We start from the raw sequence: 26,546 nt of genomic DNA, 5'->3' as shown, positions 1-26,546 counted from the left end.
AAAAAATATGTTTATGAAAAAACTATTATTTATTATTGTAGCATTAGTTGCTTGGACAACATCGTATGCACAATACTTCGGAGCAACAATTTTTAAAGAAGGATTCGACAGTGAAACATTTCCGACCACATGGCAACAAAAGAACCAAACAACATCAGAGCTATGGGAAATCGAAGAGAATGATTTCGATTCATTTTCAGAAATCGACGAAACAAGTACACAATCGGCAAAATTAGAGCTTCATTCAAAAGAAACTCAACTGACATTAACTTCCCCTGAAATAGATTTATCAGGAAAAAGCAACCTTCAGGTAGGTTTTTATGGTTATGAATTGTCTTATTGTTTTAGTGGAGGAGTAGATTTTCGTTTTCGGGTAACAAAAGATGATGGAAAAACATGGGAAAATCTATTTTCATCGCAAGAAGGAGACTCTTATAATACAGAGCTTATTAAAGAATGGAATTTATACAAATATATTCTGCCTAGTCAATTCAATGGAGCTAAGATACATTTACAATTTTATGTAGACGCCTCAACAATGAAAACGAATCCCAGAGGATTAGAGGGATATATAGACGGAATTTTTATATCTGAACTTCCGGCTATAGAACCTCAGATAACTCAGATTAATTATTCAACCGATAGCAAAAGACCAACCACCAATGCTTACGGAGATGAAGAACCGATTATTATTAGTTTTGTTAATAACGGAAGTCAGCCTATTACTACGATTCAATTATACTATCAAATAGAGGGTCAACCGGAAGTTGCAGAGACCTACGTTCCTCAACCGGCTATATTATCAGGAGAAACATCAAAATACACTTTTACCCGAAAAGCCGATTTTATAACAGCATCTACTTCTTTCAGTATTAAAGCCGGAATCAGGATGGAAGGAGATGAGAATATGGATAATAATGAATTAACGGGCTATTTAAAAAATGTAACCGCACAAATTCCTTATATTCCAAGTTTCGTAAATACAGAAGAAGGACGTGTAGAAATAGGTGATGACCAATGGACTACGATTGAGAAAAGCGATAATGCTTATTGGGACAACAATTATGATAATCCTTTTTATTGGTATATAGAGCCTGAGTATGCGGATAACAATTGTGATGCATATCTGTTATCCCGTCCCGTATGGTTGGAAGAAGGGAAAACATACAGTATAAAGTTTAATGCTTACAGTGCAAATGATGGAAGTAATCCTAACAAAATGGTCGTTTATGCAACGAATGACAAGAATCTCGAAACTCCATTAAACGAGATATGGAGAAATGAAGCAATCGGTAACGATAATACACTAAATCAATTTGCACGTTATACTGTCCCTTCAACAGGAATATATTACTTTGTATTCAATTGTATCAGCTCTCCAGAAGCTGGAGAAATGCGTGTGGACAATATCGCAATTCGTGAAGTATCGGGCACTGACGCAGGAATCATAGGCATACTCTCTCCTGTCAATAACCAATATTTATTCGGAGCTTCCGAGAGTGTAAAAGTATTAATTCAGAATTTGGGAATGTCTACCATCCCTGCCGGACAAATGAAAATTAATATGCGTATAAACAATGGTGAAACTATTTCCGAAACAATAGCAGAAACATTGGAACCCAATGCACAGCTTGTTTATACTTTCCCAAAGGCAGTAGATTTTTCGGATGTAAATACCAAACATCTTTTATCTGTATGGACTTCATTACCCGGCGACCAAAATGCCGGCAATGATGGTATTATTACAGACTATATCAGTACAGTGACAGGAATCCCGTATATTCCGGATTTCGGTACTACATCACAAAAAAGTGAAGAACTGTCTTTTTGGACTATAGTCAATAAGAACGGCGATTATTACACATTCAGTGCCGGTTCGGATAATAGTCTGAATACAAATGTATTCAGTTACGGAGGAGGAATTATCGGTCAGAGTCTTGTTACCATCCCGACATCCGACGAGCAGATTTGTTCACGCCCAATTCGTCTGGAAACAGGAATACAATACAAACTATCATTCCTTTCCAAAGTTGGTAAAACCGATGCGAGTATGCCTCTTGCTGTTAATATATATAAGGTAGAAGACGGTGTGAAAACGCTGGTAAAAAATATATGGAACAGTGAAATAAATTCACCGGACTATCAGGAAACGGTACTGAAAATAGAAATAGACAAAACCGGAATTTATGAGTTTGAATTCAGTGTCGTAGATGCGCAACCGATAGATTTTAAAATCTTTTTAGGAATGTTCCGCATCACACAAACTTATGATATAGATCTTTCATTGGAAGAAATAGTAATACCTACATCTATTTCCTGCTACAACTCCGTCCCCATTGGAGCAATCATTAAGAACGAAGGTAAAAACGTGATTAACGCTTTCTCATTAAAAGCCAATTCGCTTTCAACAGGAGAAATCATCAGAGAGTTTTCTGATATCTCCTTAGCGCCCAATGATATATACCTAGTATACTTTGACCGAGATATGACTTTCAACGGCACAGATGAAGAAACCTTCACTTTATCTGTTACTGCAAAAGGAGATGGTGACGAGGCGAATAACATACAAAGTATAAAATTGACTTATATTGATCCGGAAACCATTCCTTATATCGCAAAACCTCTTGTGGCTATTGACAATTGGACTGTAATCAACGAAAATAAGGATGCCTGTCGTTTTATTCCGGTAAAGAACGGAAGTACCATCGGTTTTCAATATACCGGTGATCAAAATGTCACGCCAAATGATTTGGTAGTAACCCCTTGTCTCACTCTAGAAAAAGATGCCATATATAAAATCGATTTTAATTTCGGGGTAACAAAAGGCGATACCACTGCATTTGAAGTATATGCCTACGATGTGGCTTCTCAAAAACAAGTAGCGATCACACATTTGGAACAAGTTACAAAAGGCTCGGAATATATCGGCTATTTCAGTGTTCCGGCAGATGGTAACTACAACATTTGCTTTAAACCTTCAGGTAATGTACCTTCGTTGTTTATCTCGGCAAACGCCAGAATTGACAAAGTAACGGACAAACCTGATATTCAACTGTCGGCAATTACAACTCCGGTAAAAGACGCTATATTCTCTGCAAAAGAGAAACTGATTGTTACATTCTTGAATAAAGGCAAACTACCATTGTCCTGTATACCATTCACTTGTAAAATCGGTAATAAAGAATATCATTCATTCTGTTCTGATTATATATCTGTGGATGATGATACATATACAATGGAATTCCCTGAAATCGATTTATATACTCCGGGCGAATATGACATTCAAGTAACCGCCGACGTTTTGGAAGATGCCACTCCTACCGACAATACACTCTCCGTCAAAATTAAGAGCTTGCCGATAGTCGATGCTGCCATAGTCAGTCTTGATTCACCTAAGTCGGGCTTATTGAGTAATGAAGAATCCGTAACCATAACTATTGGAAATGCAGGGAAAGGTATATTGACGAATATTCCTGTACAGTGTGTCGTTACAGCCGGAAGCTCTTACTCAAAGACTCTTACAGGAACCATAGCAGGACCTATCGCTGACGGAGAATCTATTCAATATACATTTGATGAAAAAATCAATCTTTACGAAGAAATGACATATCACTTTGTAGTTACAGCAAACATGGAAGGCGATATAAACGAAGAAAACAGTCGTTTGGAAACTTCTGTCAACTCTACGCATAAAGATTTCGATGCAGGTGTCACGGCAGTTTTAAACCCCGTAAATGCTATCCTTACATTAACAGAGACAGTAAGGATAACAGCAAAGAACTACAGCGAAGTCGATCTATTCGATGTTCTGGTTACGGCAGAAATCACTTATCCAAGTGATGCTGCTACAACACCTCAGATATTAACGGGTATTGTACCGGAAATTAAATCCGGAGAATCGGCAGAATATACTTTTACCCAAACAGCAAACATGAAGAAAGTCGGTGAATATCGCATCAAAGCCTATACCAGTGTAAATAATGATGTTAATCCGGATAATGACGCTTGCACGGTAACTGTAAAATGTCAAAAACAGGATGTAGGAGTAATTGCCATCATATCTCCGGAGAGTGGTGAAGAACTCGGCTCGCAAGAAGTGACGATCAAAGTAAAAAACTTTGGAGAAGCAGCTATCAGCCAAATTCCGGTAAGATATAAAATAGGCACGATGCCTCAATTGGGCACAATTACCGAAACAATCCAACCCGGTGAAACAACGGATTACACTTTCCCGGCAAAGTATGAGTTCATCGCCTATAAAAAATACGCGATAACAGCCTCTACGGAATTAGAAGAAGACGTAGATAATAGCAATGACACTTTCACGAAAGAAATAGAAAATATTAATCCGAGTAGCATCAATTCCATCACAACGAATAGTGTGGCACTTTATCCGAATCCATCGGCAGGAGAAATTTCTATTTCCACAGCAGGTACTGACATCCAAACAATTTGGATTTGCAATATGCAAGGTTCTATACTGGAACAATATAACGGAATCAATGCCCCAGTCCATCAGATGCGCCTTGGTTTACCGGAAGGGAGTTATATTGTCCGCATTATGACATCGACAGGAATATCAAATCTGAAGTTAATGATAAAAAGATAATCTTTTAGTAGAAGATTCTAAAGACGATTGATATTTATATGCATTTCACCCTTCACCGTACTCTTAAAACATTCATGAAAAGAGTCACGGTGAAGGTTCTTTTATTTTGAGAGGTACAATTTATATTAAGGCTGTTTTTCTTCTAATCCATAAATCGTTCCGCAAATAATACGAAAAAGATAGTATTCAAACCTTTTTCTCTAAATAATGCTTGTTCATCCGAAAAAAAGGAATAGTTTTGTAAACGAAGAATGCTTATAATTACGAAAACAGCGGAATGAAAGTATCATCACAACTTTATTACACGACATTATTCATAATGTGTATCTTCTTGTTATTTGCTTGTCAAAAGAACAAACAGATATGTGCAACACTTATCTCCATTGATTCATTGGCAAATATAAATGCAGATAGTGCAGCAAATGTACTCCTACAAATATCTCCTGTTCAAAGCAATTTTACGCATGAAGAAGAAGCTTTCTACAATTTGCTGCAAACTAAAATCAATATTACATTAAAGAAAGACATTGCTTCCGACTCGGTTATCAATTCTGCAATTAACTATTATGAGAAGACAGGGAACACTTCTCAGCTGGCTTATGCCTATTTCTATAAGGCGAAGATAAACCTTTCATCCGGTTCGGATTCTATCGCCATTTTATATACCTTAAAAGCCATTGATAAAGCCAATATGGTTCATGACTTGCCACTTATCACAGAGACTTACAACCATTTAGGAACGATTTATCTGTTTCAGAATCTACCTCAAAACGCTCTTAGAGTTTTCCAAACCGCCTATAATCACACAGACAGCATCCCACGTGGTTCATATTATAAACCACTTCTACTGAGAAATATGGCAAGAGCTTATCATTTGAAAAGCATACTCTTCAAAGAAAATAGTAAACAGCAGGTGGATACGGCAATTATTTATTACAATAAAGCTATCGGGTTATTAGCCGATGGTACTGCGAATGAGTTACTATCCTCCGTTTATCGTGAACTAAGTACAGTATATACTTTTAGAAATGACTTTCCAAAGGCCCTGAAATATATGGAAGTCGGTAAAGACTCATCAGATTTAACGCTTTACTACAGCAAGAAAGCAAACTTATTTATGACAATGGGAGAACTGGATTCTTCTTATCTCTATTTACACAAATGTATAAATGATCCGAGGTTGTATACGAAACTTTCTGTTTATGATAAACTTTATCGCATAGAACGAATCAAACAAAATGCACACAAAGCCCTAGAATATGTGGATACGCTGCTTGCCTTGAATGATAGCGTGATAGCGCATACCATCCCTGACAAGGTGATCGATATTCAGAAGAAATATAACGAAGAAAAGCTTCGCTCCGAGAAAGCTATCTTACAAGTAAACTATGAAAAACAGAAATCACGTACACTGCAAACCTCTTTTATTATCGTGGTTTTGCTATTCTTGGGTACATATATTTATATCTACAGTTATTTTAAAAAGAAAAAACTACAACAGAGAATGTTACAGCAGAAAAACGAACTGCTACTTCTAAATCAGAAAATACAACAGTGGAACCAACAAGTAAAGCTCAATCAGAAGAAAATTCATCAATTAGAACAGGAGAAAAAGCAAATTGAAGCTGACTTACGTATTGTATCGAAGGAGAAAGAGCTTATATCGCATGAAAAGGATGAAGAACTGACACTTTACCGGAAACAAGAAAATGAAATATCCATCCAGAAAAGTAAATATGAGGAACTTTGTTTTGTCGAATTCAAGCGGTTATTTTTAGCAACTGCCATATCCAGAAAGATCCCGGCTTTCGGAGTAGACCGGGTGGTTACAGACATTCTGAGTCCCCGCTCACAAGAACAACTAATGAACGTTATGGACGAGATAGCCTGCAACTTCGCTTCGCGACTGTACATCCTGTTGCAGGAATCTACCGAAAAAACCTGCTTGTGCTGCCTCATTCGGTTACAGGTGAAGCCAAGGTATATTATGGTATTGTGCAATCTGAGTAAGGAAGCTTATTACAAACAATGCCAGAGAATGGCAGAAACCCTTATAGGAAAAGGAAGTGCCTCCGGATTGAAAGATTATCTCAATACTTTCTGAAAGAATTGATACATAATTCCAAAATGTCCACCTGTTTTTTTACCTTTAGAATATAATGGTCTAATTATAAGTAGTTTAAGCGTTATATTTTTTATTCCAATGTCCACTTTGTATGCTATAAAGTAAGTTAATTTTGCCATTAGACATTTTGGAATTATTAATCTCATTAACTTACAATGCTTATGAAAACCAGATTATTACTCTCTTTGTGTTTGATGCTCATATTGTCCTGCCAAGTTTATGGACAGTTTACAGTAAAGAAATCGGCAGCTCCCACCGGGACATCTACTCCGACAACTCGCGCCGGTGATAACAAAATAGTGTATGCCCTTTGCGGAAACGAAGTTAAAGGCTGTGCTAGAGTAGATATAGACGTCGAGGTAAAAGCTTACATCCGCATACCGGCCAAACAATGGAAAGGGTGCAAAATTACTAATGTAGAAATAGGTTTAGGCTATGAAGCCGGAAAGGACAGTTATGTATTTATTAGCAAAGACTTGGAAGCAGAACCTATCGTAAAACAGGATTTTCAATGCGATACCATTCCTGTTTCCGACGGCCTGATTGGCTGGAAAAATGTTCCATTATCCACTCCTTATACTATTGATTCGGACGATGACTTATATATAGGATTATACGGAATTCAAATAGATTGGGGTATAATAGGTACAGATTGGGAAAATCCTGTAGATGGTGGAAACAAAGTTTGTTACCGCAGACCCGGGCAGACGGATTGGAAATATCAAAACCTACCCCACAATGTATCACTAAAAGTAACGATTGAAGGAGAAAATTTACCGCAAACTCATTTACGCCCATCTTCGTATTCAGTAGATAAGCTATATTACAAAACCGGAGAAAACATTAACCTGTCCGGTGTCATCACCAATGAAGGTATTCTTCCTGTTAATTCATTTGACCTCACTTATCAGCTAAATGACAATGAAGCTGTAACCGAACACATTACCGTTGATGAAATGCAACCAATGGAAACTTATAGCTTCAACTATGAGCTGCCCATCAATCAAGAAGGCAAGGGAAGCATTACGCTAACAGTTTCAAACCCTAATGGAAAACTTGATGATTTTCCGGAAAGTGCTTCAATTACGTTCAGCACATTCGGTTGCTTGGCTAAAGGTCTTCAGAAGAATGTATTAGTCGATGAATTAATAGGTACCGACGATGAAGGAGCACCGGCTGCTACCCAAATCATTAAGGACGCTATTGATAATTGTGATCGAAAAGAAAATGTTATTTGGATACAAAACCATGCATTGGCAGATGACGAATATGCGATCAGGGGATATAAAAATTACAGCAAGCTTTTTGCCGGTCCGATTTTCACTCCTGTCGTAAATATCGACCACAAAGCAAGTATTCCGGGAACACTAATGCTAGACGAGGATAGTGAAAAAGTTCCTGCAGAGACAGAAATGTTCATTATAAATAATGACTTCGGTACACATCTGAATACTTGTCTGGATCGGGATGATCTTTACTTCTCGTTAGGGTTGGAATGTGAAGTTGTTGATGACGATATATTAAAAATAAAAATGAGTGCGAAACCCGCTCTTGAAGGTTTATTCCCATCTATGGTAAAACCAGGAATTGCCTTACTCATTGTAGAAGATAGTATAGTGGGCAAACAAGCAGGAGTTGAAGGAGATTATATCCATAACGGAGTGCCCAGAGCTTTCATTAATGATGGAGATCCTGATTTTGCTTTTGTAGGAGATGAAGTTCCGTTCCCAAGCGATGGCTTTACTTTAGAAACCAAATATATTATTCCGGATCCATCATGGAAGATAGATAACCTGAAGCTAATCTTCTATGTGATGGATGGCAATCTATATATTCAAAACGCAGTCACTTGTCCTGTCAAAACAGCAACACCTCCGGATGGCATTAAAAATCCAAAAGGTATAGAATCCGAATTTGCAGTACACTGCAATAACGGTATGCTCCATATCGAAGGGGAATTTGACAAAGCAAGAATCTATACGATGGATGGTCAACAGATAATTGTAACCAATGAAAAAGATACGAATGTTTCGAAATTGGTAAAAGGCATTTATTGTGTATTGATACAGAAAGAGAATCGTTTCGTCTCCAAGAAGTTCATAATAGAATAATAAACGCTTTTTGAAGAAAAAAAACATGCGTTATGATCCTTCACTTTTTTGTATAAACCATTGTGAAACAGGTAGTAAAAGTGAAGGCAGTTCAATTAAAGTTGAAAATTGAGAGTAGAAAGCCGATGGTTCACGGATAACGCTGATTAAGCGGATGAATACGGATTTTAAGATTATTAATCTGTTATAATCAGCCTAATCAGCGTTATCCGTGAACCATTGACTTTCTCTACTCTCAACCAAGAAAAAAGTGCCTTCACCGCAACAGGCTACTATTCAATGATTAAGGAGTGAATCGTGATAAGGTGAAGGCAAGTCCAAGTAAAAGTTGAAACTGCTGAATTAGCAGAATAAATGAGTTAAAAACGCCTAAGGGAGCGATGCCTTACGCCCCAGTAGATGTAAGCTATCGCTCCCTTGAGCGTCGGGAAACACCCCCTTGTGTGTTAGGTAACGCTCCCTTAAGCGATTTTAATAACCTCGATGTTTATTTCAAACACCTTGATGTTTTTTAAAAACATCAGGTCGTTTGTAGACAAAGATACGGTCGATTGTTCACGAACTCCTATCGTTTGCAAACAATCGACCGTATGCTAAAACAACAATGTCGAATAACAAAAAGATTAGACTGAAAATCTCCTTTAAGCAGTTTTTGCCTTAAATGCCAAAGCATACATACGCATTTGCTTTACCATTGCCAACAAACCATTGCTACGAGTGGGAGAGAGGTGCTCTTTTAATCCGATCTTCTCAATAAAATAAAGGTCACTATTCAGAATCTCATCGGGAGTATGTCCGGAGACCACTTTAATTAATAAAGCTATGATGCCTTTTACGATCAATGCATCACTCTCTGCTTGAAAGACGACTTTGCCGTCTATTTCATCGGCTTGTAACCATACTCTACTCTGGCAACCTTCAATCAGATTTTGTTCCGTTTTGTATTTCTCGTCAAGTGGCTGCTGTTCATTGCCTAAATCTATTAACAACTGGTATTTATCCATCCAATCATCAAAATCACTGAATTCTTCAATCACTTGATCTTGTGCTTCGTTTATCGTCATATCTTTATTCTTTTCTATTTTTCATTGTAAATTACTTCCATTACTGTCTGTCCGACAGCCTTTAACGTGGACTTATCAATTACATCCATCGTATCACCCGTTGTATGCCAGTGAGGGAAAAAACTATAATCTTCGTCCATTGGAACTATGTCTATTGTCGGGATACGGGCTATTTGATTGACGAAAACATGATCGTCTGTCACTCCGCCACCGTTTTCATTAATAAAATAAGTTTCATAACCTATCTCTTTAGCTTTCTTCCACACCTTATTAACTATGGACTTGGCATATTTCATGGAAGCCGCTTCACGATAAAAAGTCGCACCTTTACCACCTACCATATCCAATAAAATGCCAAAACGTGCATTGTAACCCTGCACATGTGGTATCCGTGACCAGTATTGAGAACCGAGACACCAAGAAGTTTCTTCATGTCTACCTTCATAAAAATCGGGCGTACCGCCATCTTCCGCATCAAAAAAGATTATGTCTATACCGATAGTCGGTTCCTGGAGGTTAATTTGACGAGCGATTTCAAGGAGGACTCCAACTCCGCTGGCGCCGTCGTTCGCACCCAGTATCGGTGTATGATGGTTAGCTTCATCCTTATCTTTATCAGCCCATGGGCGTGTATCCCAATGTGCAAACAGTGCCACACGCTTCTTTAAGTCAGGTTTATATGCACCGATAATATTACGTGCTTTTAATATTTTACCATCATAGGCTGTAAGATCTGCATATTGATTTGTCACTTTTGCACCATATTCTTCCAACTTCTTCGCTAAATAATTTCCGCATGCCACATGTTCCGCCGTATTGGGAACCCTAGGCCCGAAGTCTACTTGTGCTTTTACATATTGATAAGCACTGTCTGCGTTAAAATCAGGAGCTTTTATCACCGTCTTCTCTTCCGTTTGTCCGGTAGTTGCACCTTTGCCGTTACCGGTATTACATGAAAAACATACAAACATAGCTGCAGCGGAAACTGCCATCCAATAATTCTTCATTGATATTCTTTATTGTTTCATCCGTCAAAAATACAAATCTTTCAACAATTATAATTCAATTGGCGGTAATGTTTTTAATTCTGTAACTTTCTTTGTCACATTAAGTTCTACCGGGCTACCGCAGATAAGCGGATAGTTTAAGGAAACATGCCCTACCGGGAAATTGAAACACACCGGATATTCATATTCTTTCACTGCATCGAAAATCAGTTGATAGACTTCTCTTCCCAATGATATATCTTCCTCGTATTCTGTAAACTGACCTACAATAAGTCCCGACAGCTTTTCCAAAACCCCACCCAGTTTTAGGTTGTTCATCATACGGTCCACGTGATAAGGACGTTCACCTATATCTTCTATAAAGAGAATTGTCTCTTCTGCAGGAAAATCATACTTCGTCCCTCTAAGTCCATAAAGAACGGAAAGATTCCCTCCACGAAGGATTCCCTTTGCTGTTCCCTTTCTATTTAGCTTATGTCCTTCACATTTATAATCGGGCAGAACTCCGAAAAGAATATTTTTAAATGCTTGTGTACAGACATCTTCATCCGGCTCTACAGATAAATGGCGTGCCATAGGTGAGTGCACTGAAGCAAAACCATTATATTGAAATAATTCGTGCAGCAAGGTGATGTCACTATAACCGAACAACCACTTAGGATGCTCCTTAAAATGAGTAAAATCTAATTTATCGATTAGATGAATTGCTCCATAACCTCCTCTACTACAAATGATAGCCCGGATGCTCTCGTCATCCATGGCCCTCTGAAAATCAGTAATACGCTGCTTTATTGTTCCCGCAAAACGACCATGCTCACCGTCTGCATGTTTTCCTATGACTACTTTAAGCCCCCATGATTCCAAACGTTGGCGTGCTCCTGCCAGAAAGTTGCTGTCAATCTTTCCGGAAGGAGATAAAATCAAGACTTTATCTCCCTTTTTCAAATACGGAGGAAACTTTAATGTATTCATGCTGATTACTTTTTTGCAAATGTACACTATTATTTAATTCAGGCAATTGTTTTAGGACTTTTACGAGTATTAAAGAAACACAGAAGAAACGCTCTTTGTTGCAAATTTGGTTTGATTTGATTATATTTGTAAAATTATCAACTTGTTTCCTATGAAAAAGAGACTTATACTATTCATATTTCTGCTATCTTCTATTACCTATTATTTGTATGCCCGCGATATGTTGGATTATGACGAGCTTGTTAAACTGCCTGCATCCGAGCTGATTCGCAACGGAGACGAATATTTGAAACTGAATCATACAGACACTGCTATGGGATATTATATTATCCTTGCCGGAAAATACAATACGGATATGAATAAATCCGATAAATACTTGTGTGCGATGGCATGTATCTCTGCCGGAGAAATTTATTACGAGAAAGAAAACTACTCAAAAGCTTTTGAATTATATTTTAAAGGGATACGGATTTGTGAGGAGAATGATTTTGGAGAACTCTTGGCTCAACTTTATAAAGACATAGGTAACATATACAGTGTTTTCGAAGATTATCAGCAGGCTATCGATACTTATAAAAAGGCCCTTGAATATGCCAAAAGCTATGGTAATACCACAATGGAGATAAAACTATTGATGAATCTTGCCGGTATATGCTGTTATGGAAATCTGACCGAAGATGCCAAAATGTATTATGATGAAATGATGAAGTTTGTCGGTAAAGACTCGCTTATCGAATATTTTGGTTATCTGAATAAAGCACTCATATTAACCAATGAAGAAAAAAACGATTCTGCTATTATTTGTTTCGAGAAATCCGCAGAGTATGCAAACCGTGTACATTTGAATCCTCAATACATCGCTTCTTCATACGGAGAACTTGCTAATTTGTATGAACAGATAGGCCAGAATGATTCTGCTTTATATTATTTTCATGCCAATGCGGAGTTTACCGAAAAGAATAACTTAATGTATATGCTGATAGTGAATCTGAAAGCATTGTCCCGACTTTATGAGGAAAAAGGGGACTATAAGAAATCTTTGCATTATAAGAATCGTTATCTTATAGTTTCCGATTCCTTATTAAACATGAATGAGTTTAATAAAATGAAGAACACCCAGTTCGTTTATGAAATGGATAAGAACTATCAGAAAATAGCATCTCTTACAGCTGATCAACAGCATAAAGAGATCCAGATAAAGACTCAAAAAAGAATTCTTATAATAGTATCTGTCAGCCTGTTCATTTTTATCATTTTATTGATTGTTGTTTATATTCAGAAAGGAAAACTGCACCATGCTTACAAAGATTTATTTAGTCGAAACAGTGAAATACTCCAATCTGAACAACAAAACAAAAGACTGCGGATAAAGTATGAAACGAGACTGGCAGAAGAGCGGGCAAGGCGTCTTCAATTAGAACAAAATATTTTGGAACCAAGTACCAAGGGAACGGAAGACCTAAAGAAAGAAGAGGCAGAGGAAGCAGAAGAGACAAAATTATATTCTGCCAATAAATTAACGAACGAGCAAAAAGAGAATCTTCTTCGTGACATAACAAGAATAATGGAGGAGACGGAAGAATTCTGTGATTATGAATTCAGTTTAGAACGTTTAGCCTCTTTAATCGGTTCGAATTCACGCTATGTCTCTCAGATTATTAACGAAACATACAATAAGAACTTCCGTACCTTTGTCAATGAATACCGTATTAAAGAAGCTCGTATCCGACTAATGAATACTGCCGAATATGGGAACTATACAATTAAAGCAATTGCGGAAAGTGTGGGTTACAAGTCGCATACGAACTTTATAGATATCTTTAAAAAGATAACAGGAATCACCCCGTCTATTTACCAAAAGATAGCAAAAGAGGGTAAACGAGTGTACGATTAATATCTAATTCGAGAATCAGCAATTATTCGGTTTGCATTTCTCATACATATCAAATAATTTTGCTCACGAGTAAAAAACTAAAATAGTAGATTGTATGAGAAAAACCTTACTTTATTTAGCAATTGGTATTTTAGGCTGTATGGTAAATGTACAAGCCGAACAAAAAATTACCGTAACCGGAAATTATACTTTAGGTACAGGTATGTCACCTAACGGGAAATATGTGGTAGGATATAATCCGATGTACTATGTATATGGCATTTATGCGGTGAGTTATTTTTATAATATTGAAACTGGAGACTTAAAATGGCTAACAGAATTCGACGAAGATGACTATGGCAAAAGCGGTCAGTTCTATGATGTATCAGATGACGGAATAATAGCCGGAACGGCTAAAGACCTTGATTATCTGGTTAATTCATATGGAGAAATAGCTCCCCTTTGTATGGCCGCTGTCTGGAAAGATGGACAAGTGACAAGTTTGGGACTAGGTGAGTTCAGTTTATCTGATTTTCAACAACCTGAAGACGGTAGTTTTGCCAATGCAATCTCGGGTGATGGAAAAACAGTAGTAGGATATGTAGGGCTCGGATATTCCACTTATGCATTTCCTTATAGCTGGAAACAGGGGGATACGGGCGAATGGACATATAGCAAGTTACTTCTCCCTCAAGACGCTACAGGAGGAAAAGCAACTGATGTATCAGCAGATGGGAACATAATTTCCGGAGTTATCTGGTATTCAAATCGTGAAGTTGCCGCTTATTGGAAAAATGGAGAATGCCATTTGATAGAAGGAACAGGTGGAGACACTCAATACAACGGAGAGTACACCTATAGCAGAGCTTCTTCCGTTAGTCCTAACGGGAAATATGTAGCATTTATCTTCAGCAATCAGGAACCTGGAGTTTACGATGTAGACCAGAAAACTTATCAGAGAATTACTCCGTTCGAATCTGGTCGCTCACTTGATAACCTCGCTGTCGATAACAACGGGAATGCCGTTGGTTCTTTTGCATACGGTAATCCTATAATGGGAGGAATGCGTAAACGTCCATTCTGGTATTCCTATGAAGAAAATCACATCATCAGTTTTGATCATTTTATAAGTCTTTCCGCTCCGAATATAGAGCCCCCCTTCACTTTCGCATACGAAGAAGAAACGCAAGTAGTACCTTGCGCTATCTCAGCAGATGGAGTATTTATCATGGGAACCAACGATACGAAATCTCCGATGATGGGAGGAATTGCCGAATGCTGGATATTACAGACTGATAATGGTTCTATTATACTTCCGGACACTCCTGATGAAGTGCGGGCTAAATCATTGAATTTAAGAGAAGTCACCTTGATGTGGGAAAAAGACGAAAAAGTTTATAACGAATTGACATTAGACTCTTATAACATTTATTGCAACGGAGAAAAGGTTGATAATATTTCAGTAACTGATGCTAAAGAAGTTAGTTACGTACATAAAAACGCCCAACCCGGATATCCTGTATATTCAGTTGCAGGTATATTCAAAACTACAGATGGCTTGACAGTAGAATCTCCTAAATCAAATCCGGTGGCAATAGCAGTGCCCGATACGTACGCGTTACCTTTATTCGATAATTTCGATTCTCAATCATTAGAAACGAATTATTGGACGAAACAATCGTATTATGGATATCAGTTTGACACGACGTGGGGAACTCTTCCTTATTTTGGAATCTATGACTGTTCCTTGTATTCATCTATATCGGACAATACACCTTATTCCAGCGGACTTATTTCACGTCCAATGGACGCTACACAGGAAAACTATGTTTCGCTGTCTTTTGTTATCAACTATGGATTACTGAATGTCAGCGGGCAACAATTAGATAAAGACTCATTAAGTATTGATGTATCAGTGGATAAGGAAGCTACTTGGACAGAGGTAAAAGGAATGTCTTTTAAAGATATTTCTTCGTATTGGAGTATGCAGACAGTAGATTTATCACAGTGGGTGGCAAGAAAAATATTCCAAGTAAGATTACGTAAGCACGGACAAGGTGTAGCACAATACTACTATAATATCGACTTGTTCAAGGTTGGAGCTACTCCGGAAGAAGCTGCGCCGAAAGGATTGACAGGGAAAGTTACGGGTGCGAAACAAGTTAATCTTATGTGGAAGAATCCATTTAATGCTTACCAACTGAATTATATTGGTGAATTCTATTTACCGGGATTGGCAGTAGGTGATGATGGAAATGAATTTATTGCTGCAAATTCTTTTGACGCAAAAGATCTCAGTATGTATAAAGGTAAATATATAACATCAGTTAGTGCCAACATCAATCACTCGGATATTGAAGATTCTGAAGACACTCATGCTTCTGTCGTTATATTTGAAGATGGAACACTGATTCGTGAGCAAGAAATGAAAAATATCGTCTACAATGAGTTCAACACCGTTGTTTTGGATGAGCCGGTATTGTTAGACGGAACAAAAGAAATAAAAGTAGGTCTAAAGATATTCGATTACGATGAACGCCAGATTCCGATAAGTTACCAGAACACACTTAATTTCGTTCCAGGAAAGAGCGACTTGTATTCACAAGACGGAGGAAAGACTTGGAAGAAGCTGTCTGACTATTACGCAGGTGTTAGCGGACAAGAAACAGACGGGTATTGCAATTGGAACATCACAGCAAATGTTACGGATGAAGCAACTGTAAATCCGGCTGATGTCATTTACGATGACAACCTGATGGCTTATAATATATTCAGAAATGGTGAAAAGATTAATAGTAGACTGATAGACAGCCGTCAAGCTAGATTTACCGATACGGAAGCATCAGATAATTGCTATTATGAAGTGGTTGCTTATTACTACGATGGTTCTGTTTCGGATATTTCAGATCGTTATACGCTTGGGACACTTACTTCAATTCAGGATACAGATGCCAACAATGGCTTGCAAGTTTATCCGAACCCGGCAGTTGATTATATCAATATAACCGGAGATTTTGACAAGGTAACTTTATTGAATGTAAGCGGACAAGCAATCTTCAGCACAAGCCAGAGCACTCTGACTCTTGCCGGAATTCCTTCAGGAGTTTACTTCTTAAGGATAGAAAGCGGTGATAAGATTGAAACTAGAAAGGTATTGATAAGGAAATAACAACTATTCTAAACTAAGCTAAGAAGCGGGTTCACATAATTAACCTTTAAATGTGGACCCGCTATTTTTATGTTTGAAGCTGAACCGGCAAATAACCGTAACCTTTATTGGCTTACCTGATAATTGTTAGTGATAAGCATACATATATCTTTCTTTGTGCACTCTCAGAGCTATTATCTTCTATAAGTTTCATCCTTCAGCTTGCCGATTTTATATTGATAATTAATGAGTTATCCTGAAAGATGGAATCGTTCAGTGAGATTTCAGGTGCAGTTTATCGGCTGAATCTTTTCCCGAAGAAAGGTTCAGGACAACAAACTGATAATCAATCGCAAATTAGTAAACTGAAGGATTGAAGGTTATTTGAGGGTAATTTGTTTTTTTATACTGTTTTTTACCTATAAACACCTTGATGTTTTTAAAAAACATCGGGTTGATTGAAAAAAACATCGGGACGTTTGAAAGCAAACATACGGTCGATTGAAAACAAAGGTACGGTCCTTTGTTTACAAACTCCTATCGTTTGCGGACAATCGACCGTATGCTGAATAACAGGTGTCACCTACCAATAAGAAGAGATTATTATAGGCTACGTGGATGACTATAAATAAAAGATACGGTTGAGTGGTAACGAATGTTCGTGACCGCTCAACCGTATCGTTGTAAAATTGAGATAAAAAAGTTCTTATTTGTAGTCAGACCAGTTTACAAGTCTCATATCTCCTTTTTTATTCAGTGTATCATGCATCGCAAGTGCAGCAGACATACAATGTGGAGTATGTCCTTTTGATGACATGTGCACATAATCCCAAAGAATATTCTTATAATCAGGATGAGCACAGTTTTCTATGATGGCTTTAGCACGTTCTACCGGGCTCTTTCCGCGAAGATCTGCAATACCTTGTTCAGTTATAAGAATATTAACGGAATGTTCACTATGATCCATATGAGAAACCATCGGAACAATTGCACTGATCTTGCCTTCTTTAGCTACAGATGGGCAAGTAAAGATTGAAATGTAGGCGTTACGTGTAAAATCACCGGAACCACCGATACCATTCATCATCTTCGTTCCACTGATATGGGTAGAGTTGATATTACCATAAATATCAGCTTCAATAGCCGTGTTCATGGAGATTACTCCTAAACGACGAACAATTTCCGGGCTATTAGATATCTCGGACGGACGGATGATAAATTTATCACGGAAGAAATCCATATCATCATAAATGCTCTTTAAACAATCATTGGTAACTGTCAGTGAACAAGTGCTACCGAATTTTACACGTCCCTGACGCATTAAGCCGATAACTGCGTCCTGAATAACTTCTGTGTACATTTCAAAGGCAGGAATCGTTTTATCACGCCCCAATGCGCCAAGTACAGCATTGGCAATGTTTCCAACCCCGGATTGTAAGGGTAAAAAAGTAGAAGGGATAATCCCGCGTTTCATATCAGCAGCAAGGAAATCAGCTACATTCTGACCGATCAGGTCGGTAACAGGATCCGGAGCTGTAAATGAACGGGCTTCATCCGGCATATTTGTTTCTATTACACCGACAATCTTTGCCGGATCAATCTGTATATAAGGTTGTCCGATACGATCATTTGCTTTAAAAATAGGAATTTCACGTCTGTAAGGAGGATCAAGCGGTTCGTATACATCATGCATACCCATCATATTCTTGCTGTGGGCAGCATTCAGTTCCACTACAACCTTATCAGCCAAACGAGCAACTGTAGGAGCGATACCCCCTGCTGCTGTTAAATAAATTTTTCCATCCGGAGTCACCTCACACGCCTCGATAATAGCCAGCTTTACTTTTCCCATGAAACCGTAACGCACTTCTTGTGCCATCTGTGACAAATGGATATCATTATAAGCGATTTCACCATTATTAACTGCCTTACGGAAGTCAGCGTTAGTCGTGTAAGGTGCACGATAACGAATCGCTTTTGCCCTTGATAAAACTCCGTCACAAGATTCTCCGGTAGAAGCACCGGTGAAAATTCCAATTTGGAAAGGGTTACCTTTCAGGTGCTCTTCCTCTGCTTTTTTGGCTAATGCAGCCGTTACGGCTTTTGCTGTTCCTGCGGGAGTAAATCCGCTGATACCGATATTGTCGCCATGATTAACTAAGCCGGCGGCTTCTTCTGCTGTAATAAACTTTAAGGACATAATTTCAATAGTATTTCAAAGTTAGTTATTTTAATATTTTCTTTTTATAATTTCCGAATAGATAATAGCCCGACGAACCTCTTCTTTTGAATGGAGTTTCACTTTAGGGTCACTCAAATGTCTACAAGATTCTTTGTTTATTTGTTTGTCGGATTGATTTTCCTGAGGAATTCTTACATAAGGATCTTTCTTGAGTATAGGCGTAACAGGAATGTTTTCGGTTTCAGACTCTTCCATGACATCGTCTTGTTCGAACCACTTTTCCCATTCATTGGAATCTCCCATTTCTGCCAATTGTTTTTCTTTTTGAGGTAATATTACAGGCTTTTTATCCTTTTCAAGCTTTTTCCTGGCTTCTTTTATCACATTGAAAATTGTGATAATAACAATTATGGCAATAAATATATACGCTTGTAAGTTTTCCATGTTTTCATTCATAAATGTTTGCCAAAGGTATTACTTAATCTGAAAGATACCAAAAAAAACGACACGAAAAAAGGGCAGCTTCACAGCTCCCCTTTGTTTTTTTAACCTAAACCTTAACTATGAAAAAATCTAATGTTTCTTTCATGTGGCAAATTTGTAAAATTAATCTAAACCATGCAAATATATTAGCAATAAATGTTCGTTCCTTTAACATTAATTATATATTAAAACTTTTAATCTGTAACATTAATTGCTTTTTTCCTATCATTTTACAAGTATTTAGCGGATTAGAGTTATCTTTGCGTCGCAATATTTAAAGAAATAACAAAATGACAAATTTAACGGAAGCGGACTTTAAATCCGCAACTGCAGATAACAGAAAATTGTTTATTGAAACGTATGGTTGCCAAATGAACGTAGCCGACAGTGAAGTAATCGCCTCCATCATGCAGATGGCAGGATATTCTGTATGCGACACAATTGAAGAGGCGGATGCCGTGTTCATGAATACATGTTCCATACGCGACAATGCAGAACAAAAAATCTTAAATCGGTTGGAATTCTTCTATTCCCTGAAGAAGAAAAGAAAGCATCTGATTGTAGGCGTGTTGGGCTGTATGGCAGAACGAGTAAAGAATGATTTAATAGAGAACCATCATGTGGATCTTGTAGTAGGACCTGACTCTTATTTAACCCTACCTGACTTGATTGCAACCGTAGAGACAGGCGAAAAAGCAATCAATGTTGAACTCTCTACGACAGAAACCTATAAAGATGTGATACCCTCACGCATCTGTGGAAATCATATATCCGGTTTTGTCTCAATCATGCGTGGATGCAATAATTTTTGTACCTATTGTATTGTTCCTTATACTCGTGGAAGAGAAAGAAGCCGTGATGTCGATAGTATCTTGAATGAAGTAGGGGACTTAATAGCCAAAGGTTACAAAGAAATCACCTTATTGGGGCAGAATGTCAATTCTTACCGGTTTGAAAAAGAAGGGGAGATCATTACTTTCCCTATGTTGCTCCGAATTGTGGCAAAAGCAGCTCCGGGTGTAAGAATCCGGTTCACAACTTCCCACCCGAAAGATATGAGTGACGAAACACTGCAAGTTATTGCCGAGATGCCTAATGTTTGTAAACATATTCACCTTCCCGTTCAAAGCGGAAGCTCGCGGATATTAAAACTAATGAATCGCAAGTATACCCGTGAATGGTACTTGGATAGAGTTGCTGCCATCCGTAAAATTATTCCTGATTGCGGATTGAGCACAGATATTTTTTCAGGTTTCCATTCTGAGACAGAAGAGGATCATCAGCTCTCATTATCATTGATGCGAGAGTGTGCTTATGATTCCGCTTTTATGTTTAAATATTCCGAACGTCCCGGCACTTATGCCTCCAAACATCTGGAAGATAATATTTCAGAAGAAATAAAAATCCAACGTTTAAACGAAATTATAGAACTTCAAAATCAACTTTCTGCTGAAAGTAACCAGCGTTGTATCGGTAAAGAGTTTGAGGTACTTGTAGAAGGTGTATCAAAACGTTCTCGAGAACAATTGTTCGGTCGTACCGAACAAAACAAAGTCGTCGTATTCGACCGTGGGAATCATAGAATAGGAGATTTTGTACAGGTTAAAATAACAGATGCCAGCTCAGCGACATTAAAAGGAGAATTGGTTTAAGCCAATTCTCTTCCACCTTATTATATTAAAAGACCTTAAAGAAATAGATTTACGTCACATTTTATTTGTTAATTTGCACCAAATTAGGGTGTAGTCTATCTTATTGGTATCGGGGAATTAAAAGATTGTGACTGAATAATGAGCAAACTCAACATACATGCCTGTCCACTCTGTGGAGGCAACCATTTGAAATACACAATGACATGTGTAGATCATTATGCTTCCGGCGAACATTTCGATTTGCTCCGTTGCGAAGATTGTGGATTTCAATTTACCCAAGACTTTCCTTTAGAAACAGAAATCGGCCGTTACTATGAAACTCCCGATTATATATCTCATAGTGATACAAAAAAAGGAGTGATAAACAGCCTATACCATTTGGTTCGCAAACGAATGTTGAATCGTAAAGCCCGGTTAATCTTACATTTGCTAGGGAAAAAGACCGGAAGTTTACTAGACATTGGTACGGGAACAGGTTATTTCTCCCATACCATGAAAGAAAAAGGTTGGGACGTCACTGCTATTGAAAAAAGCCCACAAGCCAGGACTTTCGCAAAAGAACATTTCAATTTGAATGTCTATGACGAATCCAAACTAAAGGATTTGCCTGATAAATCATTCGATACAATAACATTATGGCATGTCATGGAGCATTTGGAGCACTTGAATGAAACATGGGAATTATTGTATAAATTGTTGGATGATAACGGGATATTGGTCGTTGCTGTTCCTAACTGCACTTCTTATGATGCTGAAAAGTATCAGGAATATTGGGCAGCCTACGATGTTCCAAGGCATCTTTGGCATTTTACACCCAGCACTATACAGACATTCGGAGCAAAGCATAACTTTATTTTAGCAGCTCAACATCCGATGCCTTTTGATGCTTTCTATGTTTCAATGTTAAGCGAAAAATATAAAAAGAGTGCACTGCCTTTTATCAAAGGTATGTATGTGGGTACAATTGCTTGGTTTCATGCTTTGGCAAAAAAAGAAAGAAGCAGTTCTATGATTTATGTATTTAGAAAGAAAAAATAATGGGGAAAGAAAAGAAACATTCAAGTTCATTTATTGATATGCAGTTTGTTACTTCAACAATCAGCACTATGCTTGTCTTGTTACTTCTGGGATTAGTGGTGTTTTTTGTTCTTTCTGCCAACAATCTGTCTATTTACGTAAAGGAGAACATCAGCTTTTCACTTCTTATAAGCGATGATATGCATGAATCAGCCATTCTTCAATATCAAAAGAAGCTCAATGACGAGCCTTTTGTGAAAGCAACTACTTATATATCTAAAAAACAGGCATTGAAAGAACAAACGGAAGCAATGGGCACAGATCCGAAAGAATTCCTAGGCTATAACCCGTTCACTGCATCAATTGAGATAAAACTTAATTCAGACTACGCTAATTCAGACAGCATTGCCAAGATAGAAAAGAAGCTGAAAAAGAATTCCAATATACTTGAAGTAAAATACCCTCAAGAGTTAATGGATGCTGTAAATGACAATATAAAGAAGATAAGTATCGTATTGCTCTCCCTTGCGGGATTACTTACGCTTATTTCTTTTGCGTTGATAAACAATACGATAAGATTGGCCATTTACTCCAAACGCTTCCTCATCCATACGATGAAACTTGTAGGAGCAAACTGGGGTTTTATTCGCCGTCCATTCTTAAGAAGAAACATTTGGAGTGGTATCATTGCCGGACTTATGGCTGACGGAATATTAATGGGAACAGCCTATACGCTTGTGACTTACGAACCGGAACTGATACGTATAATTACCCCGGAAGTAATGCTCATTGTTTCAGCATCTGTGCTTTTATTCGGTATAATAATAACGTTCCTTTGTGCTTATGCTTCCATCAACAAATATTTGAGAATGAAAGCCAGCACATTATATTATATATAAATACGCTAATAATTTAATAATCAGATATGGATAAAAAGAAATTTGCTTTCGACAAGACTAACTTCATTCTGCTTGCAGTAGGAATGTGTATCGTCATTTTGGGTTTCATATTAATGACCGGGCCGGGCAGTACGGAAACCACTTTCGAACCTGATATTTTTAGTGTTCGTAGGATTAAAGTTGCTCCGGTTGTTTGTTTCTTCGGTTTTATCTTCATGATTTATGCAATTTTAAGGAAACCTAAATTGAAAGGAGAAGAGAAGGATGAGTTGGTTTGAAGCATTAATACTCGGATTGATACAGGGACTGACCGAATACCTGCCCGTCAGTAGTAGTGGTCATTTAGCTATCGGTTCGGCTTTATTCGGCATAGAGGGAGAAGAGAATCTTGCTTTCACGATAGTTGTTCATGTTGCAACCGTATTCAGTACATTGGTAATCTTATGGAAAGAAATAGACTGGATATTCAAAGGGTTATTCAAGTTTAAGATGAACAGTGAAACTCGTTATGTGATCAATATCTTGATTTCTATGATCCCAATCGGTATTGTCGGTGTATTTTTTAAAGATAAAGTAGAAGAAATATTTGGTTCCGGGTTATTAATTGTGGGCTGTATGTTGTTGCTGACAGCTTTATTACTGACATTCTCCTATTATGTCAAACCGCGTCAAAAAGAGAATATATCCATGAAAGACGCTTTCATTATCGGTTTGGCACAAGCTTGTGCCGTATTACCGGGACTTTCGCGTTCAGGGAGCACTATTGCAACCGGGTTATTGTTAGGAGATAATAAGGCAAAACTGGCTCAATTCTCTTTCCTTATGGTTATACCTCCGATATTGGGTGAGGCTTTATTGGATGGGATGAAAATGATAAAAGGAGAAGATGTGGCAGGAGACATCCCTACTCTTTCACTGATAGTAGGTTTTCTCGCGGCTTTCATATCCGGCTGTCTTGCTTGCAAATGGATGATAAATATCGTGAAGAAAGGAAAGTTGATCTATTTCGCTATTTATTGCGCGATAGTAGGAGCTGTTACGATTGTATGTACACTAATGAACTAATATAATATGAACTTTAAAGAAGGCGAAGTATTATATTTTAATAAACCCTTGAAATGGACTTCCTTTGCATTGGTAGCGAAAGTACGTTATCATATTTCAAGGAAGATCAAAGTAAAGAAAATAAAAGTCGGACATGCCGGGACGCTTGATCCGCTGGCTACCGGAGTTATGATTATTTGCACCGGTAAAGCAACTAAAAGGATTGAAGAATTTCAATATCATACAAAGGAGTATATTGCGACGATACGTTTGGGAGCTACAACACCTTCTTATGATTTGGAAAAAGAAATAGATGCAACTTATCCCACGGAGCATATTACCCGTGAAATGGTAGAAAAAACATTGCAAGATTTTATCGGAAGTATCGAACAGATACCACCTGTTTTTTCGGCTTGTAAGATAGATGGGAAAAGGGCATATGATTTGGCGCGGGCAGGACAGGATGTTGAACTGAAACCGAAAACTTTGGTTATAGATGAGATTGAACTGTTGTCATGCGAGCTGCCTATAATAAAGATACGAGTAGTATGTAGCAAAGGAACCTATATACGGGCTTTAGCGCGCGATATCGGTGAAGCTTTGAATAGTGGGGCACATTTAATAGGATTGGTTCGGACTAGGGTCGGAAATGTAACACTGGACAAATGCATGGATGTGGAGAACTTTGAGGCATGGCTGGAACAACAAGAGATTGAAATAGAAAATTAACGAATAAAAGATATAGAGATTATGAAGCTATCGCAATTTAAATTTAAATTACCGGAAGAGAAGATTGCTTTGCACCCGACAAAGTACAGAGATGAATCGCGCATGATGGTGCTTCACAGAAAGACCGGACAAATAGAGCATAAAGTATTTAAGGATATTTTGAATTATTTCGATGATAAAGATGTGTTTATTTTCAATGATACGAAAGTATTTCCTGCACGTCTTTATGGAAACAAGGAAAAAACCGGTGCACGCATTGAGGTATTTCTTCTACGTGAGCTAAACGAAGATCTTCGTTTATGGGATGTACTTGTCGATCCTGCCCGTAAAATAAGAATAGGGAATAAACTCTATTTTGGTGAAGATGATTCTATGGTAGCAGAAGTTATTGATAATACCACCTCACGCGGTCGTACGCTTCGTTTTCTTTATGACGGTCCCCATGATGAATTCAAAAAAGCTCTTTATGCATTAGGAGAAGCTCCTCTACCTAGTTTTATCAATCGTGCAGTTGAGCCTGATGATACAGAGCGGTTTCAAACCATTTTTGCAAAGAATGAAGGTGCTGTCACTGCACCGACTGCCGGATTACACTTCAGTCGCGAATTGATGAAAAGAATGGAAATCAAAGGTATTGATTTTGCATTTATTACGATGCATGCCGGACTTGGTAACTTCCGCGAAATAGATGTTGAAGACTTGACGAAACATAAAATGGACTCGGAACAAATGTTTGTCAATACACAGGCAGTCAATACGGTGAACCGTGCCAAGGATTTAAATAAGAGTGTATGTGCTGTAGGTACAACTGTTATGCGTGCCATTGAAACGGCGGTAAGCACTGACGGACACCTGAAAGAGTTTGAAGGATGGACTAACAAATTCATTTTTCCTCCTTATGATTTTACTGTGGCAAACAGTATGGTTACAAATTTCCATCTGCCTTTGTCTACTTTATTAATGCTTGTTGCTGCTTTCGGTGGCTATGAACAAGTTATGGAAGCATATCACGTAGCATTGAAGGAAGATTATCGCTTCGGAACCTACGGAGATGCCATGTTGATTTTAGATTAATAAAAATAACTGTTATGGCAAAAGTTTACTTGGGTTTGGGAACGAATCTTGGCAACAAAGAAGAAAACTTGCGCCTAACCGCAGAAAAATTGGAAGAGCGGATAGGGGAAATCATTTCCCTTTCCGCTTTTTATATTACAGAGCCATGGGGGTTTGATTCCGTAAATTCATTTTTCAATGCAGTATGTTGTATAGAAACGAATCTGTTCCCGTTTCAAATATTGGAAGAAACCCAACTGATCGAAAAAAAAATCGGCCGCAATCAAAAATCGGTCAATGGAGTCTATGCCGATCGTTTAATCGATATTGACTTACTTCTATATGATAATTTGAAAATCGAATCCGAAAGATTAACACTGCCTCATCCTTTAATGACAGAAAGACGCTTTGTTATGGAACCTTTAGCGGAAATAGCACCGCAACTCAAACATCCCACGCTAGGGAGAACGATGAAAGAACTGTTTGATGAGCTCGTGGCCAACGAACATCCATAACTGCTTCTATATGTTAAAGTCCGATAAACGCAACCATCATTTCCGAATAATAGCTACCTTTGC

18 protein-coding genes are annotated in these 26,546 nt (G+C 37.9%); 13 read left to right on the top strand and 5 right to left on the bottom strand.

The window, feature by feature from the left end:
* Window positions 1-13: 13 nt before the first annotated feature.
* The 3 genes from DXB63_RS00995 (at window position 14) to DXB63_RS00985 (ending at window position 8,845) form a co-directional block, all read left to right on the top strand.
* Entirely contained in the window at window positions 14-4,609 is a 4,596-nt protein-coding gene (locus DXB63_RS00995) for a T9SS type A sorting domain-containing protein (protein WP_158563607.1), read from the top strand.
* 277 nt (window positions 4,610-4,886) lie between these two features.
* The gene (locus DXB63_RS00990; protein ID WP_147332241.1) at window positions 4,887-6,713 is read left to right on the top strand and encodes a hypothetical protein; all 1,827 of its coding nucleotides are present in this window, start codon (window positions 4,887-4,889) and stop codon (window positions 6,711-6,713) included.
* A gap of 182 nt (window positions 6,714-6,895) precedes the next feature.
* Window positions 6,896-8,845: an Omp28-related outer membrane protein gene (locus DXB63_RS00985; protein WP_158563606.1), complete on the top strand. Its 1,950-nt coding sequence runs from the start codon at window positions 6,896-6,898 to the stop codon at window positions 8,843-8,845.
* A 641-nt stretch (window positions 8,846-9,486) separates the two neighbouring features.
* Here the strand turns inward: DXB63_RS00985 and DXB63_RS00980 are convergent.
* The 3 genes from DXB63_RS00980 to DXB63_RS00970 are packed head-to-tail and all read right to left on the bottom strand — an operon-like array spanning window position 9,487 to window position 11,888.
* Window positions 9,487-9,909 (bottom strand): SufE family protein, encoded by a 423-nt coding sequence (locus tag DXB63_RS00980; protein ID WP_122124496.1) that lies wholly within the window; start codon window positions 9,907-9,909, stop codon window positions 9,487-9,489.
* A gap of 14 nt (window positions 9,910-9,923) precedes the next feature.
* On the bottom strand, window positions 9,924-10,916 hold the full coding sequence (locus DXB63_RS00975) for a M28 family peptidase (RefSeq protein ID WP_233522714.1): 993 nt from the start codon (window positions 10,914-10,916) through the stop codon (window positions 9,924-9,926).
* Between the two features lie 48 nt (window positions 10,917-10,964).
* Window positions 10,965-11,888 carry an LD-carboxypeptidase gene (locus DXB63_RS00970; protein WP_122124495.1) on the bottom strand — a complete coding sequence of 308 codons (924 nt, stop codon included), beginning with the start codon at window positions 11,886-11,888 and terminating at the stop codon, window positions 10,965-10,967.
* 151 nt (window positions 11,889-12,039) lie between these two features.
* Between DXB63_RS00970 and DXB63_RS00965 the strand changes: the two genes are divergently transcribed.
* Together DXB63_RS00965 and DXB63_RS00960 are read left to right on the top strand one after the other, a co-directional pair.
* Window positions 12,040-13,782, top strand: a complete 1,743-nt coding sequence (locus DXB63_RS00965) for a tetratricopeptide repeat protein (RefSeq protein ID WP_122124494.1) — start codon at window positions 12,040-12,042, stop codon at window positions 13,780-13,782.
* A gap of 94 nt (window positions 13,783-13,876) precedes the next feature.
* Window positions 13,877-16,930 (top strand): T9SS type A sorting domain-containing protein, encoded by a 3,054-nt coding sequence (locus DXB63_RS00960; protein ID WP_122124493.1) that lies wholly within the window; start codon window positions 13,877-13,879, stop codon window positions 16,928-16,930.
* A gap of 685 nt (window positions 16,931-17,615) precedes the next feature.
* Here DXB63_RS00960 and DXB63_RS00955 read toward each other — a convergent pair.
* Both DXB63_RS00955 and DXB63_RS00950 read right to left on the bottom strand, forming a co-directional pair.
* On the bottom strand, window positions 17,616-19,109 hold the full coding sequence (locus DXB63_RS00955) for an acetyl-CoA hydrolase/transferase family protein (RefSeq protein ID WP_122124492.1): 1,494 nt from the start codon (window positions 19,107-19,109) through the stop codon (window positions 17,616-17,618).
* A gap of 30 nt (window positions 19,110-19,139) precedes the next feature.
* Window positions 19,140-19,547 carry a hypothetical protein gene (locus DXB63_RS00950; RefSeq protein ID WP_122124491.1) on the bottom strand — a complete coding sequence of 136 codons (408 nt, stop codon included), beginning with the start codon at window positions 19,545-19,547 and terminating at the stop codon, window positions 19,140-19,142.
* 317 nt (window positions 19,548-19,864) lie between these two features.
* On the opposite strand from DXB63_RS00950, the gene miaB reads away from it, so the two are divergent.
* The 8 genes from miaB to folK all read left to right on the top strand — a co-directional run bounded on the left by miaB (window position 19,865) and on the right by folK (window position 26,483).
* Window positions 19,865-21,226 (top strand): tRNA (N6-isopentenyl adenosine(37)-C2)-methylthiotransferase MiaB, encoded by a 1,362-nt coding sequence (gene miaB / locus DXB63_RS00945; RefSeq protein WP_122124490.1) that lies wholly within the window; start codon window positions 19,865-19,867, stop codon window positions 21,224-21,226.
* A 138-nt stretch (window positions 21,227-21,364) separates the two neighbouring features.
* A complete protein-coding gene (locus DXB63_RS00940; RefSeq protein WP_122124489.1) occupies window positions 21,365-22,264 on the top strand; it encodes a bifunctional 2-polyprenyl-6-hydroxyphenol methylase/3-demethylubiquinol 3-O-methyltransferase UbiG in 900 nt (299 codons plus the stop codon).
* A complete protein-coding gene (locus DXB63_RS00935; RefSeq protein ID WP_122124488.1) occupies window positions 22,264-23,142 on the top strand; it encodes an ABC transporter permease in 879 nt (292 codons plus the stop codon). Before DXB63_RS00940 ends, DXB63_RS00935 begins: the two co-directional genes overlap by 1 nt.
* 26 nt (window positions 23,143-23,168) lie before the next feature.
* Window positions 23,169-23,420: a DUF3098 domain-containing protein gene (locus DXB63_RS00930; protein WP_122124487.1), complete on the top strand. Its 252-nt coding sequence runs from the start codon at window positions 23,169-23,171 to the stop codon at window positions 23,418-23,420.
* Complete coding sequence (locus DXB63_RS00925; RefSeq protein WP_122124486.1) at window positions 23,407-24,207, top strand: undecaprenyl-diphosphate phosphatase; 801 nt, start codon at window positions 23,407-23,409, stop codon at window positions 24,205-24,207. Before DXB63_RS00930 ends, DXB63_RS00925 begins: the two co-directional genes overlap by 14 nt.
* A 6-nt stretch (window positions 24,208-24,213) precedes the next feature.
* A complete protein-coding gene (truB, locus tag DXB63_RS00920) occupies window positions 24,214-24,915 on the top strand; it encodes a tRNA pseudouridine(55) synthase TruB (RefSeq protein WP_122124485.1) in 702 nt (233 codons plus the stop codon).
* 21 nt (window positions 24,916-24,936) lie between these two features.
* Window positions 24,937-25,989 carry a tRNA preQ1(34) S-adenosylmethionine ribosyltransferase-isomerase QueA gene (queA, locus tag DXB63_RS00915; RefSeq protein ID WP_122124484.1) on the top strand — a complete coding sequence of 351 codons (1,053 nt, stop codon included), beginning with the start codon at window positions 24,937-24,939 and terminating at the stop codon, window positions 25,987-25,989.
* A gap of 14 nt (window positions 25,990-26,003) precedes the next feature.
* Window positions 26,004-26,483: a 2-amino-4-hydroxy-6-hydroxymethyldihydropteridine diphosphokinase gene (folK, locus tag DXB63_RS00910; protein ID WP_122124483.1), complete on the top strand. Its 480-nt coding sequence runs from the start codon at window positions 26,004-26,006 to the stop codon at window positions 26,481-26,483.
* The last annotated feature ends 63 nt before the right edge of the window (window positions 26,484-26,546 follow it).

Origin of the sequence: Bacteroides sp. OM05-12, from assembly GCF_003438995.1 — a bacterium.
Lineage (GTDB): Bacteria > Bacteroidota > Bacteroidia > Bacteroidales > Bacteroidaceae > Bacteroides.
Note: the sequence above shows the minus strand (reverse complement) of the source record. Positions and strands in the feature narration are given on the sequence as shown.